We start from the raw sequence: 16,001 nt of genomic DNA, 5'->3' as shown, positions 1-16,001 counted from the left end.
GTTAACCAGACTGATTCTTGCGGCAAGGCTTCTTCGCAATCCACGCGTTAAGCTGGCTTGCATAGATGAATACTCTTGGCCAACGACTCGCGGCAGCCATGAAGAAAGCCGGGCACCCACGCCCAGCCGATCTGGCACGCGCCGCCAAATCAACGACAGCAACCATCAGCAACTGGCTCAACGACCACGTGAGCGCCTCGCACGTAAAGGCCGAACAGCTGTTCCGCATCGCCGATGCGGCCAAGCTGGACGCACGCGAACTGCTGTACGGGGTCAGCGGGCTTGGCGTCGGAGAGCCTGGCAATGCCTACATCCCCAGCCAGGCCCACCTGGATGTCTGGCAGGACGCCTACGAGCTGGTCAGCCATCTGGTGGCCGAGAACGGTCTGGAGATCGACCACCGGCGCCACGCGGCCTTGGATCTGCTCGCGTTTGAACTACTGATGGACGGCTTCAGCCGCAGCAAGGTTGCCCGGGTTCTGACGACCTCGATGACGTAAATGCACCGCCGCTGGTAGCATGGGCCTCGATGGGGATGGGGCTCCCCCGATAACCGCCTGAGAAGGCTGATGGCTCCTGCCATGACGAACCCGGTGTTCGTCGACGGCGGGTCGTGCCTGCCCTCGGCGTTCGCCATTGACCCTGCGAACCCGTATTCGAGGCACCCCATGCACGCACTGAACGGCTATTTCCTGGTCTTCATCGGAGGCGGCATCGGTGCCTGCCTGCGCCACGCCTGCAATCTGCTCGGCGCGCGGGTAGTGGCCGGCAGTCCCTGGCCCTGGTCGACCTTCCTGATCAACATCAGCGGCGCGCTCCTGATGGGCGTCGTGGTCGAGGTCTTCGCGATGCGCAATGGCGCCTCGCCACAGCTGCGATTGTTGCTGGCCACCGGCATCCTCGGCGGCTACACCACGTTTTCCACCTATGCACTGGAGATCGGCCTGCTGCTGCAGCGCGGCCAACATGGGCTGGCGGCCCTGTATGCCGGCGGCTCGGTGGCACTGGGCCTGGCCGGCCTGTTCGGCGGCATGAAGCTGGCCCGGCTGCTGCTGGGCTGAGCGCTCAGGCCGCGCTGGCCCGGGTCTGCCCGCGCCATTCCCGCGGCGACAGCCCGGTATGCGCCTTGAACGCGCGCGACAGCGCGGCTTCGCTGCCATAACCCACGTCGTCGGCAATCCGTTTCAGCGGGCGCCCCTGACGCAGTGCCTGCTGCGCCAGGCCCACCCGCCAACCCTGCAGGTACTGCCCGGGCGTGGTACCCATCGCCTCGCGGAAACTGGCAGCAAACACGCTGCGTGACATGCCGGCAACCTCGGCCAGGTCTTCCAGGGTCCAGGACTGTGCGGGCGCCTCATGCATTGCTACCAGTGCCAGCCGCAGCCGTGGATGACCCAGCCCGGCAAACAGGCCACCACGCATCCCGCCCCCTTCCATCAGTTGGCGCAGCACCTGGATCATCACTACCTCGAACAACCGGTTGACCATCACCGCACGTCCGCAGCGCTGCTCGAAGGCCTCCTCGAACAGCAGTTCCAGCGCTGCGTTGCCGCCATGGAGATCCGCCAGCGGCATGCAGATGAAATCGGGCAACGCGGCGCTGATCGGGTTGAGCCGACCGCCCTCGAAATGCAGGTTGGCGCAGGCCATGTCGGCGCCGTGCTGCGGATCAGTGCTGAAGCGATGCGGCATCGGTCGCGGGTACAGCAGCAGGCTGGGGACCTCGACCTGCACGGTCTGCCGGCCGTGGCTGACCTGCAACGGGCCGCGCCGCACCAGGTGCAGCTGCCCGGCCTCATTCTCCCCCTCCAGCATGTTGATACCGCACAGCGCACCGGCATGGAACACCGAGGCAGTGACCGCAAAGCGTTCAAGCAGAATGGCGAGACGGTCGACCATGACGGGACCCTGGGTAAAGTAGAAAGAGATCAAGGCGACACATCGTATCGGAATCCTCCCGTAGCGGACGTGATCGACTCGGGGAGCGCCCCCCGCCCTTCCTGCGGCAGTGCAGCGCGCGCAGGCTGCTGGCGGGGTCTAAGCTGACGCCATTCCCGGATGGAATGCCCGTGATGTGTCACTTGCTACGATGTGCCCTCACCCTCGCCCTGCTATTCCCCGCGACACAGGTGATGGCCGCACCCGCTGCATCACCGCGCACGTTCAGTGGCCAGTTGCAGAGGGCCCCGTGGCGCCTGGACGTGCCGGCTGACTGGAACGGTGACCTGGTGATGCTGGCGCACGGCTACGAGCCGGTAGGCATGCCACGTGCTACGCCAATGCCTGCCAATGACGGCACCGCGCCACTGCTGGCTGCAGGCTACGCCGTCGCGCAGAGCGCCTATGCCAGCCAGGGCTGGGCGGTGGCCGATGCGATCACCGACATGGAACGCCTGCGCCGGCATGCAGTGGCTGAACTCAAGCATGTGCGCCATATCTGGATGCTGGGATTTTCGATGGGCGGCGCCGTGACCCTCGCCAGCCTCGAGCGGTTCCCGCAACACTACGCCGGTGGTGTGTCGCTATGCGGCGCCAATCTCAGTGGCGAACAGATCGCGAGTGATCTGCTGACCACGCTGGTCGCTTTCGATTACTTCTTTGCCAAGGCCGAAGGCCTGCCGGGTGCGGGACTGCTCTCACCCGAAGCGGCTGCGCTGCCACAGGGCGAACTGTACCAAGGCATCTCCAATGCGCTGCAACGCAGCCCCTCGCATGCCGCGTTGCTGGCACAGCGGCTGCAGGTGTCCGCTGATGCACTGGCCGGCACGATCAGCCTGCATGCACTGGTCCTGCACGAACTGGCCACGCGCAGCGGCGGCATGCCGGTGGGCAACAGAGGCGTGGCTTACAGCGGCTTCGGTGACGACATGGCGTTCAATGCCGGCGTGCAACGTGTCGATGCCGTGCCTGCCGCGCAGGCCGCTGTCCGCAGGGAGCTGGCATTGAGCGGTGCGTTGAGGCGACCGCTGGTGATCCAGTTCAACAACAACGACCCGACGATCGTGCCGCGCATGCAGACAGTGTATCCGCAGACGGCCGCACGGGCCGGCGCCCGTCCGCTGCCACAGGTGCTGCCGCCCGTTGGCGAAGGCCATTGTGGCTTCTCCGGAGCGCAGATCATCGAGGCGTTGAAGGCCGCGCAGCGTTGAACAATCGCGGCCCGCGCGCAGCTCAGCCGCCCAGCGTGCCCATCGTGAAGGTGTAGCCCGAGCTCATCAGGAATTCGCGCATGCGCATTTCCGCGCGCCGTGGTGAGGCCAGGTTGGCCGGCGCGTACAGGGCATACACCAGGCCCGACCCTTCAATATGCTCGCGGCGCACCCCGCAGCGGGCGGTTTCCGAGGCGATGACCCATCCGTCCTTCAGCCGATCAGGGCCAATGGATTGCCCGTTCTTCAAGCGGAAGGTCAACCAGCGCACATCTGCCGTGACTTTGCTCATTTCCGTTTCGCTCCGTGGCTGGAACGACGCGTGATGTCTGTGCTCGCCATTGCGGCTCCCTGAGACGTGGAACTCGACCATAGCGCCTTTCCATGTCGTGGCCGGCTGAGACTGGCGATCGGGACGTGGCGGACTGCTGCAGGTGAAGCAGCGCGGCGTCGGAAATGGCGGCAGCAGGGAGCATCCTGCCGGCGCAGTTCACAGGCAGGGAACCCGACTCACGCAGCGCGGTCGCTGCCCTGGTTCAAGGCGTGCAGCGCATCGGCCAGCGCCTGGATTTCGGCACGCAGGGCCAGCCGCTGCAACCACCGCCCGGGGATTCCGCGCGCGCCATGGAATGCGCCCGCCAGCTGCCCGGCGATGGCGGCCGTGGTGTCGGCATCCTCACCAAGGTTGGCCGCCTCGAGTACGACGGCTTCAAAGGTGTCGTGGCGATCAAAGCACCAGAGTGCTGCTTCCAGACTGTCAACAACATAACCATTGCCACGGATCTGCTCACGCGCGGCACCGCGGTAGCCGCCCGCCGCGATCTGCTGCAGCCGCGCGCTCTCGACGGGGACATTGCTGAGATCCAGCACCCCGTCACGGGTGCCACCTGCCAACGCCCGCTCCAGCGCGACCGCCAGCAAGCGGCACGCCTCCAGGCACTCCTGCGCAGCGTGCGTCGTCCGCGAACTCAGCTCGGCCATGGCCTGCAGATCGGGAGTCCCGGCGTAGCGCAATGCTACCGGCGCCAAACGCATGATCGAGCCATTGCCAGCGCTGCGTGGGTCGTTACTCCCCGCCAGCGGATGGCCGTCCTGCAGGAACCGGTCGACCGCAGCTCGCGTTGCCATACCGATATCGAAGCACTCGCCGGTCGCACTCCAGTAACCGTGCCGGTACCAGTTGGCGTAGCGGTTCATCTGATCGCGCGGGTCGAAGGTGTCGCAGCGCGCCAGGCTCTCGGCCAGGCACATCGCCATGGAGGTATCGTCAGTCCATTGCCCCGGCTGCAGGTGGAACGGCCCACCACCCACCATATCGGTAATCGGGGTGAAGCTGCCACGGGGCTTGAATTCCAGCGTGGTACCGACGGCATCGCCGCACGCGAGGCCGAGCAAAGCCCCGCGGAAGTGATCAATCTGGTTCATCACGCGAGTGTAGCGCCACCGCATCCGCCATGACTGACCGCCAGGTCGGGTGGCGATCGCGCGAGCGGGGAATCGATTGCAGCCAAACAAAAAAGCCCTGACCGGAGTCAGGGCTTTTCAATTGGAGGCCTCAAGCGGAATCGAACCGCTGTAAACGGATTTGCAATCCGGTGCATAGCCACTCTGCCATGAGGCCAACGTACTTCACGCCAGGAACGCAGCCCTGACAAGACAAAACCCCAAGATGGGGCCTGTCGGAACATGGAGCGGGAAACGAGACTCGAACTCGCGACCTCAACCTTGGCAAGGTTGCGCTCTACCAACTGAGCTATTCCCGCGTAAGCCGACATGCTACCGGAAATCCGGAAAACACACCAGCGATTTCACCTTTCTGACTGCGCGTAAAGCCTTGTGGCCCAACGTGCCCCGCCTTGCCGTGGCGGGAGAAAAACAAGGCCCCTACCGGGGCCCTGTAGAATCTGGAGCGGGAAACGAGACTCGAACTCGCGACCTCAACCTTGGCAAGGTTGCGCTCTACCAACTGAGCTATTCCCGCAGATTCCGTTCGACCTGCGTCGAAGGAGCGCCATTGTGTCCAAATTCCTTCACGCCGTCAACAGTCTTCACATCATGCGGTCACGGGCGTCCGCGCTGGGGTACGCTGCCCCGCCCAAGCACGGACACCGCCGATGCCGAGACGCTACGTCCGCCTGTTCTGGTTGCTGGTCGCGCTGACCTGGCTGGCGCTGATCGCCGCGCTGGTCAATGCCGGTTTCACCCCGGACTACTGGCTGCTGCACCACCTGGAAGGCGCTGAGCTGCCCTACCCGACCAGCACCGTCATCCTGTTCGCGCTGCTGGGAACGGTTGAGCTGGTGGTGGCCGCGTTGATCGTGCGGCCTTGGAAACTGAAACGCCTGTGGCTGCGCCTGCTGATCGCCTTCGCCCTGCTGGTGCTGTGGTCGGTGCCGTGGATGCTGTCGGCGATGCACCAGCCGCCGGTACAAGGCATGCACCTGCTGTGGTTGCTGCTGCTGGACGTGGGATTGCTGCTGGCGCTGTGCGGGGTGTCGGCGGTGAGCGCATGGCGGGCGTTCATAAGCTCACCGCATGGCTGCCGCAGGGAGAAGACGCGCAGAGATGGCCTACGCATTTCAGAATAGTTGCATGGACCCGCAGCGGACCGGCGAAGGACAGTACCTGACCCGAGGCCCACAGCGCCGGCAATACTTTCACTGCCGCTGCTCTGCATATGCCTCTGCCAAACCGGGATAAATCATGCAGCAGTCGAGCCAGCGGGCATCACAGCTCCCCGACGACGCGGATCCGCTTGACGCAGCGTTGCCAGCAATGGCTGGAGACCGCCCGATTACGCCCTTGGAACTTGCCACGCGACTTTCCGCAGCCTGCCCCTTTCAGGTCGTCCGATACGCCGACATCAAGGATGAGGTACCGCAGGACTCAACATACGCACCAGAGCACTACGTCTGGGGCGATCCCGATGAGTTGGTTCTCTTGGTTGATGGCGACCTCAAGCTCGACACGCTGGACCTGGACGACCCGCTGGCCCCGTGGCGGGAAGAAGATCTTGGTGCGTACATCCGTTTCATCTTGGTTCGCGGCAATGCAGAGATAGCACGCCATGTTCACAGCCTTGAAACCGACGGCGCATGCGGATTGCTTGTCTCGGGCGACCTGACGACAACCAATGCCATCGTCGGCGGACAGGAAATCCGCGTAGGCGGCAACCTACTGGTCCGCGAGCTGTTCTGGGGCGACTACAACCACGGGGAACTGCACGTGGTCGGGAACACCCAGGCAGCGCTTCTCATTCAGACCGACTACTCCATGCAATTCGATGGCTCGGTTCACTGCATTCGCAGGATGGACGACGAAGCCATCATTGACGACGGAATTGAGCAGATCATCGAACCCGATTGTCTGTTACGCGAATCCGAGGGTCCGGACAGCTTCTGGTCATTGGACGCGGGAGCCATGCTGCAAAGGCTCACTGCCGGGAAGAGCGTCATCCGTGCGGAGGGTCTGTCAGCGCGAGACCCGATGCTATGCACAATGAACCTGTTTAGCGACGCCACTGTCAGTGCAGAAAGCCTGCTACGCATTTGTGGAGAAGACATGCTTCCCATGGATACCCGGACCTATGAATTCCACCGCAGCGGCATCGCACTTCTAGCAAGTGCTGGCACCGCCGACGCCGACGCCGACGCCCGCGTATACACCGTGCAGATGGAAGATCCTTCGAAGAACATCGCTGCACGCCTGGTAATGTGGCGCACCGATGCAACCGCCAGCACCACGGCCTCTTACATAGGAGGTGCTGGATCTGGCTGGAGCCTACTGAAGTACATCTGCAGCGATGCTGGACAGGATCAGCGCGAATGGGACGAGGTTGAGTCACATGACATCCAGCCACCCTTCATCGCACTCATCCTCGGCGGGTGGCGATTTCTTGAGGAAGGCGCATCGAACCGAAAAAGGTCTGCGGAGACAATTTCAGCGGCCGAGATACGCGGTCTACTGGCGCTTCCGATCTGTCAGCCATACGACGACTGTGGCGATGGTGACCGTTGCGGATTGTGGGTGGGTCACTGTCATGCGGCGTTTCGCCAAGAGAAACGCGGGCCCGGCGGCGAGGGGCCCATGCTCCGACTTTCACGGGAACTTCAACAGACCGACGGTAGCAGCGTCACCGAAAGCTACTACTACTACGTTGAGACCTGCATGGATGGACGGGAGCGCGTTCACATTCGTTACAAGGCAGACCTGCGCACTGAAGACTCGCCGGTTCAGATAGATCCTGTCGGAGGGGAGGCGCTGGCCGACGCACTACAACTTTTCAAGCGTGGCGCAAGGGAAATGCGCGGCACAAATTCAGGCCTACTGAAAGGAAGAACACCCTACTTCGCAAAAGATCATGCGTTCGCGGTGAACTTCTGGAAGCAGCAGGGATACCTGCCCGAGTAGATGCCAGAGTTCTTTCAGAAACCGACGGCAGTCCAGGCCTTCTAGCTATCCGCATCCGTTATATGGCTGCTGCTGGCCTTCGCACTCATCCATGCCGGCTTCAAGCCAGACTACTGGCAACTGTGTCACATCGAGCCCGGGACACTGCCTTACCCCACAGATTCAGTCTTCACCTTCGCGCTGATCATTCTGGTGGAGATTGTTGTCCTGGGCCTGATCGTGCAGCCATGGCGGTTTCACCGCCTGTGGCTGCGGATGTTTGTCTGTGCCTTTCCCTGGCTGGGCTGGACAGTACTTTGGGGCGTGACCGCCAGGCACCAATCACCCGTGCGCGATGTGCATTTGAACTGGGTGCTCGCCGTTGCCGCCTTTCTTCTTGTGGCACTACTGGTCGTGGTCGCGGCCTCCGCCTGCCCGCGCCTACGCCGCTGGCTCAACGGCTGACCGGACCTACTTCCGGAACTCTACCCGCACATGCTGGCCGAAGCGTGCCTTGGCCTCGCCATCGAACTCCAGCACACACTCCACCACCTTGGCCACGCCACGCCCTGCATCTTCAGGCAGGCGTGCCTGCGCGAACACCGGGCTGATGCGTACCACGCGTGCGGTCGGCAGCGTGTCGGTGTTCTCGGCACCATCACTGTCCGGTACCACCGCCGCTTTCATGCCTACCTGCACCGCATCGGCGTAGGCGGCGCTCAGTTCGGCGCGCACCTGCAGCGGGCGCGCCGGCAGCAACGAGATCGCCGGCTTGCCCGCCTGCACGAAGGCACCGACGCCCGGCACCTGGCCGACCACGGTGCCGGCTTCCGGCGCGCTCAACGACATCTGCTGCAGTTTCAGCTTCGCGTGCTCCAGCTTGTGCTGCGCCATGTCGACCTGCGCACCGGCCACGTCGACATCGGCGCGCACGCCGGCCAGCTGCTGTTTGGCTGCATCGGCCTGCTGGTTCGAGGACACGCCTTCGCTGGCGCCCGTGGACAGGCGAGTGGCGTTGCGCTCCAGTTCGCGCAGCTGCGCCTGGCTGCCCTTCAGGCGGTCATTGGCCAAGGCCAGATCGGCGCTGGCCATCGCCACCTCCTGCTGCAGCAGGGCACCATCCAGCGACAGCAGCAGCTGCCCCTTCTTCACCGTGGCGCCTTCCTTCACCGGTGCGGCGATGATCGAGCCATCCACCGGCGGTGCCAGCGCGATCAGGCCACCTTCGACGTCAATGATGCCCCGCGCCACGGCGACCTTGCCGGCGGCGGCAGTACCCTCCTTGCCTGAGGGGGCCGATGCAGCGGTGGGCGCTTCCCTGGAACAAGCGCCGAGCAGCAGTGCCGCGGACAGGGCCAGGCTGAGGGGAAGCAGATGCGACGTCTTGGTCATGGGGCGGACTCTACGGTTTCGTTCTGGCGGCGGTCATCACGGACCATGCCGTCTTCCATGGCGATCACCCGATCGGCATGCCGGATCAGGCGCGGATCGTGGCTCACGCACAGCACGGTGGCACCATGCGCACGTGCGTAGCGATGCAGGATGTCGATCACGCGCTGGCCGTTCTCGGCATCCAGCGCGCTGGTGGGTTCGTCTGCGAAGATCAAGGTTGGCGACTTGGCAAACGCGCGGGCAACCGCCACGCGCTGTTTCTCGCCACCGGACAGCTGCGCCGGGCGCATGTGGCTGCGGTGGCTGAGGCCGACTTCTTCCAGCGCCTGGCGGGCCAGCGGCTCGCTTTCGCGATTGCGCATGCCGCGGTAGCCCAGTGGCAGCTGCACCTGCTCCAGCGCGGTCAGTGCCGGGAACAGGTTGAAGCCCTGGAACACGAAGCCGACATGGTGCAGGCGGAAACGCTCCACTTCACTGCGGGTCATGTGGCCCACGTCCTGGCCCAGCGCGTGCACGCGACCGCCATCGGGTGCGGCCAGGCCGGACAGCAGCGACAGCAGCGTGCTCTTGCCGCAGCCGGACGGGCCGGATACCAAGGTCAGCTCGCCGGGATAGATGTCCAGCGACAGGCCACGCAGCACCGGCACCTGCACATCACCGGACATGAAGCCTTTTTCCAATGCGTCGGCCTGCAGGGTCGGGGCGATGGCGCGTGTGGAAGTCATCGGCCGGTCCTCAACGCAGCAGCAACGATGGATCGGAGCGGACCACACTGCGCACCGCCATGATGCTCGACAGCATGGCCATCACCGCGACCAGCGCCACGCAGCCCAGGATCACCATCGGCGTCAGCTGCACCGGTACGCGCTGGGTCTGCGCGATCAACAGCACCACCGTGCTGAACGCCGCCGCCAGCAGCATGCCCACGCCACCGATCAGCAATGCCTGCTCGAACACCACCCGTGCCAGCGCATAGCGGCCTGCACCGAGTGCATTGAGCGTGGCGTACTCGCGCACCGAACCTGCCACTACCGAGGCGAACGACTGGTTGGTGATCACCGCACCGACGAAGCAGACGATGACGGCCATGAACAGCACCGCGATGCCGGCGCCGGTGTCGAACAGCCAGTATTGCTGCGAACGGCTGGCGAACGCCGGCGCGGTCCAGAACTCGACCGGTGTGGCCTGGCCCATCGACGCGGCCAGGCGGTCACGCACGCGGTCGGCCAGGTCCGGCGAGCGCAGGCCCGCCACGAAATAGGTGCTTCCCGCGTGTGGGTCGGTGCCGGCGATGGCGCGCGCGGTGTCCAGCGAGGCCAGTACGTTGACACCACCAAGGCCCCGCAGGCCCGGTTGTGCAGCGACCACGCGCACCGCCTTGCCATTGATCCAGGCACGGTTGTTCTGCAGGTCCACGCCCAGCGTATCCGGATCGGCGCTGTCGACGATCACCGCACCCGGCTCGCGAAGCTGCGCGCGCAGGTTCGCAGGGAGGATGCGCGCGAACATCATCCCGTCGTCCCGGGTGGAGATGCCGGACAGGTACACCGACACATTGCCGGTGCCCTGCGCGCCGGACCGCCATTCGCCGTCGACCCACTCGTAGGGTTCGACGCGGGTGACATCCGGGTCCATGCGCAGGTGGCTTTCGACGTCGGCGCTGATCGCATGGCCGTAGTTGACGCTCTGGGTGCCGGGGAAACCGGCCCAGATATCGGCCGAGGATGCCTTCACGTAGATCGCAGCGGTACCGAAGATGCCCAGCACCAGTGCCGCCTGCACGATCAGCAGCACGCCGGCGAAACACATCGCCAGCACCACCGGCAGGAACCGGCGCCACTCATAGGCCAGGGTCTTGCGGGCCAGCGCGATCATTGCTGTTCGCCCTCAGCCTCGACCGGCAGCGGTGCACCGCCGAGGGCGCGGTACAGCGACGCAAAGGCCAGCACGCGCGCCCCCTGAGCACCGATCAGGTCGGCCTGCGAGGCCAATGCGGCACGCTGCGTATCCAGCCCATCGAACTCGCTGGACAGGCCCAGCTGCACCTGCCGCGCCTGGCGCTTGACCTGCTGCCCGGCGGCATCGTTGGCCGCGCGCAGCGACTGGATGCTGCTGTCCTGCCGCGCCAGGCTGCCCAGTGCAGCTTCCACTTCGCTCACGCCTTCCAGCACGGCCTTGCGGTAGCCGAGTAATGCGGCGTCCAGTTGCTTCTCATCGGCATGGAAGCGCGCGCGACGCTGGCCCCAGTCCCACAGCGGAATATCGATGTACGGGCCGATCGACGGACTGGAGTCGGAATTGGAACGGGCGTTCTGGGTGAGGTTGTAGGCGTACAGGATCGAGCCACCCAGGCTGATCCGCGGATACATCGCAGCGCGCGCCGCGCCCTTGCTGGCGGCGGCCTGCATCACTTCCGATTCGGCCAGCAGGATCTGCGGGCGGTGGCGCAGCAGGTCAGCCGGGACCTGCTGCAGTGAGAATGCACCGAGCTTCGGCGGCGCGCGGTATGCACGCCAGGCGGGATCCGGCCCGTCACGCCCCAGCAGCAGCGCCAGCGCACGGGCGGCGTTGTCGGCGTTTTCCCGCGCCTGCGCGATGGCCGCACGGGTGGCCGCCTGCCGCGCGCGCAGCCGTTCCAGCTCGCCCGGCTCATCCAGACGCAGCCGCTGACGGACCAGCGCCAGCTGTTCGCCGCGCTCGTCCACGGCCTGCTGTCGGACCAGCAGATCCTGCTGGGCCTGCGCCACGGTCAGGTCGAGATAGCTGCGTACCACATCGGCGATCACCGCCACCTGCGCTGCATTGCGCAGGGCCATGGCGTTGCCGGCCGAGGCCTGAGCGCTCAACTGCGCGCTCTCGGCGGCACCGAACAGGCCCAGGTCCCAGATCGCTTCGATGCCGGCATGGAAGTAGGTGTCGACAGCGGCAGCGTCCTGTACCTGCTTGGCGCTGGCGGTGATTTCCGGCAGGAAGCGCGCGTTGGAGGCGCTGGCGACGATGCGCACCGCCTGCAGGCGCAACGTGGCCTGCTGCAGATCAAGGTTGCCGGCGATGGCCTGGTCGACCAGGCCGTCCAGCGCCGGGTCGGCCAGCACCTTCCACCACTGCCTGGCATCCACCGCTACGCCCTGGCCCTGCGGCACCTGGGTCCAGGTGCTGGGTGTGCGATCAGGCAGGTCCGGAGCCGGCACCGACATGCAACCTGCAAGCGCCAGGCTGGTCAGCAGCGCGCCCGGGCGCAGCACTGCCTGCAGGGAGAGTCCGCGCCCGGTCCTGGGCACTGCCACTGAAGTGATACGCCTGACCACCAGCCCGCCAACGTGTAGAAGGAGCATGAAGGCTACCGTGCGATTGTGGAGCGAACATGGAGAATTGGTCCGAAAACGGTCACCACACGCGTGCGGTTCAGGCAGCGCTGCCCCAGTCTTTCACTGCGCTTTCAACGCGTTCCCGGTACAGAACACTGGATGCTTTTCACGGCGCATTGCACATTGCGACGTCTCCCCGGCTCGACGTGCCGCACGCGTGAACATCCTCGCCGCTGGCAGCCAATCGCTTCGATCACGGCGGTGGCTGTCGGTGCATCGTGGTCGCGCTGACCGCTCCACCGGCCTCGAACGCTTGCTGGCGACCCATGGGCGCATCCGGCCCGACAAACGACAAACGCCCCCTTTCGGGAGCGTTCTTCTTGAATCTGGAGCGGGAAACGAGACTCGAACTCGCGACCTCAACCTTGGCAAGGTTGCGCTCTACCAACTGAGCTATTCCCGCAGATTTCGTTCGACCTGCGTCGAAGGAGCGCTATTGTGTCGGGATTGCTGCACGGCGTCAACAGGAATTTTCACGAGAAGTGAGGGGGTGGCGTTCAGGCGCCCCTGCCTGCTCCCTTCACGTGCGCAGCCCGCGGCGATGGAAGTAGACCTGTTCGGCAATGCGGCGCATGACCGCTGTATGCAGCAGTACATCGAGCGGCCAATCGGCCTGCAGATGATCCATCGCCCAGCGCAGCACGCGCTTGCCATGGAACGCCGGGGCGACCTGACGCGCCACCCGTTCCGCTTCTGGCCCTTGCCACGCAGATGGCGGGCAATCGCCTCACCGACCGCCCAGCCGTGCCGCCACGAAGAGTGGATGCCCCCGGCGGACAGCGGCGAGACGATGCCCGCCGCGTCGCCGGTCAGGATCACGCGCTGGCCGGTGATCGGCCCATCCGGCCGGCCGCAGGGCACCAGCCCTGCGCGAGTGCCCGAGGGACGCGCCGAAGGCGGAATGCCGACCCCATCGCGCACGTGGTCGAGGAAGCCGTCGATATCCGGCGGCCGTACCTGTTGCGGGTCATGACGCAGCGCCAATCCGACCTGCAGGCCGGTCGGATTCTGCGCGACCCAGCCGATATAACCCGGCGCGTAGCGCTTGCTGACAAAGCAATGCAGCGCATTGCCCTGCGCCACCTGCAGGCCGGCGAACTCGCGCTCGACGCCGTAGAGGGTGTCGCGCACCTGGCCAAGGCCGGTGCGCTGGGCCACGCGTGAGCGTGCGCCATCAGCACCGACCAGATAGGCGCAGCGCCCTGCCCCTTCCACCTGCCAGCCGTCACCACAGCGACGAGCGTCGGTGAAGGACTGCTGCAGGCGCAGGTCGACACCGTTCGCGCGCAGTTCGCTGGCCAGCCAACGCATCACGTTCGGCGTATCGGTGGTGAGGAAGTAATAGCCCGGCGCGGCCAGCAACACGCTGCGCAGGTTCGGCGCATACAGGCGCACGTTTGCGACGCGTTGCACGAGGTGCTCGGGCATGCGCCCCAGCCAGGTCTGCTCCATCGCCTCTTTCACCACGATGCCGGTGGTGTGCAGGCGCTCGCCGGGGTCGGCCTTGCGTTCCAGCACGCAGACGCGCAGACCGTACTGGGCGGCAGCCAGTGCGCAGGCGGCATCGGCGAAACTGGCGCCGACGATGACGACGTCGTGGTCGTAGGCGGGGGAAGTGTGAGGCATTTTGGCATCGCCGTGGAGAATCGGAGATGCAGCTTCGAACTGCCGCGTGACGAGCCGAAGGAGTGGCGGTGAAGTGGGAATGAAGCGCGGAATACGCAAACGAAAAACGCCCCCTTGCGGGAGCGTTTTTCTTGAATCTGGAGCGGGAAACGAGACTCGAATTTACCGTCCCAACCTTGGCAAGGTAGCGGTTGAAGCAGCTGACTGCGTAATGTATGAGTGGCACCGTCACCCAAACCAGCGGCCAGCTCCGGCAGGAATACCATGCCACTGCTTCCATTTCGGAAACATTGCATGGACCGCGCCACATCAAAGCCTGATGGTGCATGCCCCTTTCTCACGCATTCAACGATGGCGATTCCAGTCGATCAAATCGTGTTTCTGCTGGCCACCGACTGTTTCAGGGAGGTGCTCCTTTCAACATTTCCGAGAAGCGATGCTGAAGCTGCGCGGCTTGCAGCACAGCGGACAGTGAGCCAGCTGGTCGATGGAGGAGACAACTACTACCTCTACGCCAGCTTCAGCGAAGCAAGGATAGGAAGCACTCATAATGCATTCTTCGACGATCTTCGCTCGCTTGGCGCCTCCGTCCGATTACAGAACCACGTTGCACTTGTAATTCAAGCACTACCAACTCCCGGAGCAGCAACGATCCGCGCATGCGATACGATCACGTCCATCGCCAGCTACCTCTTCTGGCTGGAAAGCGAGGCTCTATGCAATCCGATTACAGCGGAGCTCGTTGATGCGATCGCCGCGATAGAACCGCTTGGCCTGCAACGCGAGCCGCCCTGCGTGGATTGGCATGCAGCCTGGACCCATTCGGAGTCCGAGCAGGATCGTTACGTTGCTTCGTTGATGGATGGAATTGACGATGCGCCCGTGTACGTGTTTAACGACGTGCAGGCATTCACTGTTCGATTCGATTTTCTCTCACTGTGGAGAGCGCGACTTGGCGAAGCCTGCTTTGGGCTGATCAGCAAGTTCATCGCGACCGAGGCGCACTTGAGGCTGGACGATCGCGATGCTGACGCCGCTGGTCACATCGATCAGATCCTTGCGGCGATCTAGAACGTTGAGACGACAGATTCAAACCAGAACGAAAAACGCCCCCTTGCGGGAGCGTTTTTCTTGAATCTGGAGCGGGAAACGAGACTCGAACTCGCGACCTCAACCTTGGCAAGGTTGCGCTCTACCAACTGAGCTATTCCCGCTTGGGAGGCGAAATTCTACCTATTCCAAGGATGGCGTCAAGCGCTTTTTTCCAGAGTCTGCGAGGCGCCTTGCACCGCGTATCCACGCATGGCGTGGATCCATTACAGCATCCCCGCAAACCGATGGATCCACGTCCTTCGTGGATGCAGCATTTCCAGTGGATCCACGCCATGCGTGGATGGCAGCAACCGTGGGGTCAGAGCCCTTTCCTGCGGAAAGGGATCCGACCCCAGGCTCAGTTGCCCAGCTTCTTCTGCCGCGAGCGCTCGCGTGCGGCGCGCTCGTCTTCGCGCAGGCTCGGCCAGGCGGCATGCAGGTACTGCAGGCCCGACCACAGGGTCAGCACCGCGGCAATCGCCAAGGTCCAGTCGCCGATATGGAACACCGGCCAGCCCATCCAGATGTCTTCCACCGGCACGTTGGGGGCCACCGAATACAGCAGGCACAGCAGCGCGACCATCTGCGCGGTGGTCTTGATCTTGCCGATCATCGCCACGCGCACCTTGGCGCGCTGGCCCAGCTCGGCCATCCACTCGCGCAGCGCCGATACTGCAATCTCGCGGCCGACGATGACCGCCGCCCAGAATGCCATCCACGGCGTCGGATGGCCCTGCACGATCAGGAACAGCGCCACTGCCACCATCAGCTTGTCCGCGACCGGATCGAGGAAGGCGCCGAAGGCCGACTCCAGCTGGTAACGGCGGGCGATCCAGCCATCGAGCCAGTCGGTGATCGCGGCCAGGCCGAAGATCGCCGCCGAAGCGAAGTTGGTCCAGGTGTAGGGCAGGTAGAACACCAGCACCAGCACCGGGATCATCACGATCCGCAACAACGTCAGCCAGGTGGGCAGGGTCAACTTCAT

The 16,001-nt window shown here is 64.5% G+C and carries 15 protein-coding genes, 5 tRNA genes, 1 pseudogene and 1 riboswitch; of the genes and pseudogenes, 7 read left to right on the top strand and 14 right to left on the bottom strand.

Features of this window, described 5'->3' with window-relative positions:
* Positions 1-98: 98 nt before the first annotated feature.
* Together AC5P9W_RS06450 and crcB are read left to right on the top strand one after the other, a co-directional pair.
* A complete protein-coding gene (locus AC5P9W_RS06450; protein ID WP_019658973.1) occupies positions 99-500 on the top strand; it encodes an XRE family transcriptional regulator in 402 nt (133 codons plus the stop codon).
* A gap of 22 nt (positions 501-522) precedes the next feature.
* A riboswitch (Fluoride riboswitch) is annotated at positions 523-586 on the top strand.
* Positions 587-668: 82 nt separating this feature from the next.
* The gene (crcB, locus tag AC5P9W_RS06445; protein ID WP_021204393.1) at positions 669-1,061 is read left to right on the top strand and encodes a fluoride efflux transporter CrcB; all 393 of its coding nucleotides are present in this window, start codon (positions 669-671) and stop codon (positions 1,059-1,061) included.
* Between the two features lie 4 nt (positions 1,062-1,065).
* On the opposite strand, the gene AC5P9W_RS06440 is transcribed toward crcB, so the two are convergent.
* Entirely contained in the window at positions 1,066-1,899 is an 834-nt protein-coding gene (locus tag AC5P9W_RS06440; RefSeq protein WP_019658975.1) for an AraC family transcriptional regulator, read from the bottom strand.
* Between the two features lie 173 nt (positions 1,900-2,072).
* Here AC5P9W_RS06440 and AC5P9W_RS06435 point away from each other — a divergent pair, with 173 nt between their 5' ends.
* Positions 2,073-3,149, top strand: coding sequence for an alpha/beta hydrolase family protein (locus tag AC5P9W_RS06435; RefSeq protein WP_021204392.1), 1,077 nt, complete (start codon positions 2,073-2,075; stop codon positions 3,147-3,149).
* A 22-nt stretch (positions 3,150-3,171) separates the two neighbouring features.
* Here AC5P9W_RS06435 and AC5P9W_RS06430 read toward each other — a convergent pair whose 3' ends face one another.
* The 5 genes from AC5P9W_RS06430 to AC5P9W_RS06410 form a co-directional block, all read right to left on the bottom strand.
* Positions 3,172-3,441 (bottom strand): hypothetical protein, encoded by a 270-nt coding sequence (locus AC5P9W_RS06430; protein WP_005415995.1) that lies wholly within the window; start codon positions 3,439-3,441, stop codon positions 3,172-3,174.
* Between the two features lie 218 nt (positions 3,442-3,659).
* A complete protein-coding gene (locus tag AC5P9W_RS06425) occupies positions 3,660-4,574 on the bottom strand; it encodes an ADP-ribosylglycohydrolase family protein (RefSeq protein WP_111097915.1) in 915 nt (304 codons plus the stop codon).
* Between the two features lie 122 nt (positions 4,575-4,696).
* A tRNA-Cys gene (locus tag AC5P9W_RS06420) sits at positions 4,697-4,770 on the bottom strand.
* Positions 4,771-4,836: 66 nt separating this feature from the next.
* Positions 4,837-4,912, bottom strand: a tRNA-Gly gene (locus AC5P9W_RS06415).
* Positions 4,913-5,054: 142 nt separating this feature from the next.
* A tRNA-Gly gene (locus tag AC5P9W_RS06410) sits at positions 5,055-5,130 on the bottom strand.
* Positions 5,131-5,263: 133 nt separating this feature from the next.
* Between AC5P9W_RS06410 and AC5P9W_RS06405 the strand changes: the two genes are divergently transcribed.
* The 3 genes from AC5P9W_RS06405 to AC5P9W_RS06395 all read left to right on the top strand — a co-directional run bounded on the left by AC5P9W_RS06405 (position 5,264) and on the right by AC5P9W_RS06395 (position 8,003).
* The gene (locus AC5P9W_RS06405) at positions 5,264-5,737 is read left to right on the top strand and encodes a hypothetical protein (RefSeq protein WP_111102019.1); all 474 of its coding nucleotides are present in this window, start codon (positions 5,264-5,266) and stop codon (positions 5,735-5,737) included.
* A gap of 115 nt (positions 5,738-5,852) precedes the next feature.
* Positions 5,853-7,559 carry a hypothetical protein gene (locus tag AC5P9W_RS06400; RefSeq protein ID WP_197575633.1) on the top strand — a complete coding sequence of 569 codons (1,707 nt, stop codon included), beginning with the start codon at positions 5,853-5,855 and terminating at the stop codon, positions 7,557-7,559.
* A 192-nt stretch (positions 7,560-7,751) separates the two neighbouring features.
* On the top strand, positions 7,752-8,003 hold the full coding sequence (locus AC5P9W_RS06395; protein ID WP_229301604.1) for a hypothetical protein: 252 nt from the start codon (positions 7,752-7,754) through the stop codon (positions 8,001-8,003).
* Positions 8,004-8,009: 6 nt separating this feature from the next.
* Here AC5P9W_RS06395 and AC5P9W_RS06390 read toward each other — a convergent pair whose 3' ends face one another.
* The 6 genes and pseudogenes from AC5P9W_RS06390 to AC5P9W_RS06365 form a co-directional block, all read right to left on the bottom strand.
* A complete protein-coding gene (locus AC5P9W_RS06390) occupies positions 8,010-8,930 on the bottom strand; it encodes an RND family efflux transporter (protein WP_197575632.1) in 921 nt (306 codons plus the stop codon).
* Positions 8,927-9,655 carry an ABC transporter ATP-binding protein gene (locus AC5P9W_RS06385; protein WP_111097912.1) on the bottom strand — a complete coding sequence of 243 codons (729 nt, stop codon included), beginning with the start codon at positions 9,653-9,655 and terminating at the stop codon, positions 8,927-8,929. The genes AC5P9W_RS06390 and AC5P9W_RS06385 overlap by 4 nt, the downstream gene beginning before the upstream one ends.
* 10 nt (positions 9,656-9,665) lie before the next feature.
* Complete coding sequence (locus AC5P9W_RS06380) at positions 9,666-10,805, bottom strand: ABC transporter permease (RefSeq protein ID WP_495218970.1); 1,140 nt, start codon at positions 10,803-10,805, stop codon at positions 9,666-9,668.
* Positions 10,802-12,265 carry an efflux transporter outer membrane subunit gene (locus tag AC5P9W_RS06375; protein WP_495218968.1) on the bottom strand — a complete coding sequence of 488 codons (1,464 nt, stop codon included), beginning with the start codon at positions 12,263-12,265 and terminating at the stop codon, positions 10,802-10,804. Before AC5P9W_RS06375 ends, AC5P9W_RS06380 begins: the two co-directional genes overlap by 4 nt.
* A gap of 360 nt (positions 12,266-12,625) precedes the next feature.
* Positions 12,626-12,701 (bottom strand) — tRNA-Gly (locus AC5P9W_RS06370).
* A gap of 117 nt (positions 12,702-12,818) precedes the next feature.
* A pseudogene (locus AC5P9W_RS06365) lies at positions 12,819-13,924 on the bottom strand (NAD(P)/FAD-dependent oxidoreductase).
* A gap of 294 nt (positions 13,925-14,218) precedes the next feature.
* On the opposite strand from AC5P9W_RS06365, the gene AC5P9W_RS06360 reads away from it, so the two are divergent.
* Complete coding sequence (locus AC5P9W_RS06360; RefSeq protein WP_288040161.1) at positions 14,219-14,995, top strand: hypothetical protein; 777 nt, start codon at positions 14,219-14,221, stop codon at positions 14,993-14,995.
* A 67-nt stretch (positions 14,996-15,062) separates the two neighbouring features.
* On the opposite strand, the gene AC5P9W_RS06355 is transcribed toward AC5P9W_RS06360, so the two are convergent.
* Positions 15,063-15,138, bottom strand: a tRNA-Gly gene (locus AC5P9W_RS06355).
* 236 nt (positions 15,139-15,374) lie between these two features.
* On the bottom strand, positions 15,375-16,001 hold the full coding sequence (pgsA, locus tag AC5P9W_RS06350) for a CDP-diacylglycerol--glycerol-3-phosphate 3-phosphatidyltransferase (protein WP_021203601.1): 627 nt from the start codon (positions 15,999-16,001) through the stop codon (positions 15,375-15,377).

This window comes from Stenotrophomonas sp. YJH_SMC_33 (assembly GCF_059372295.1).
The sequence above is the reverse complement of the archived record's forward strand: the minus strand, read 5'-3'. Positions and strand labels throughout refer to the sequence as shown.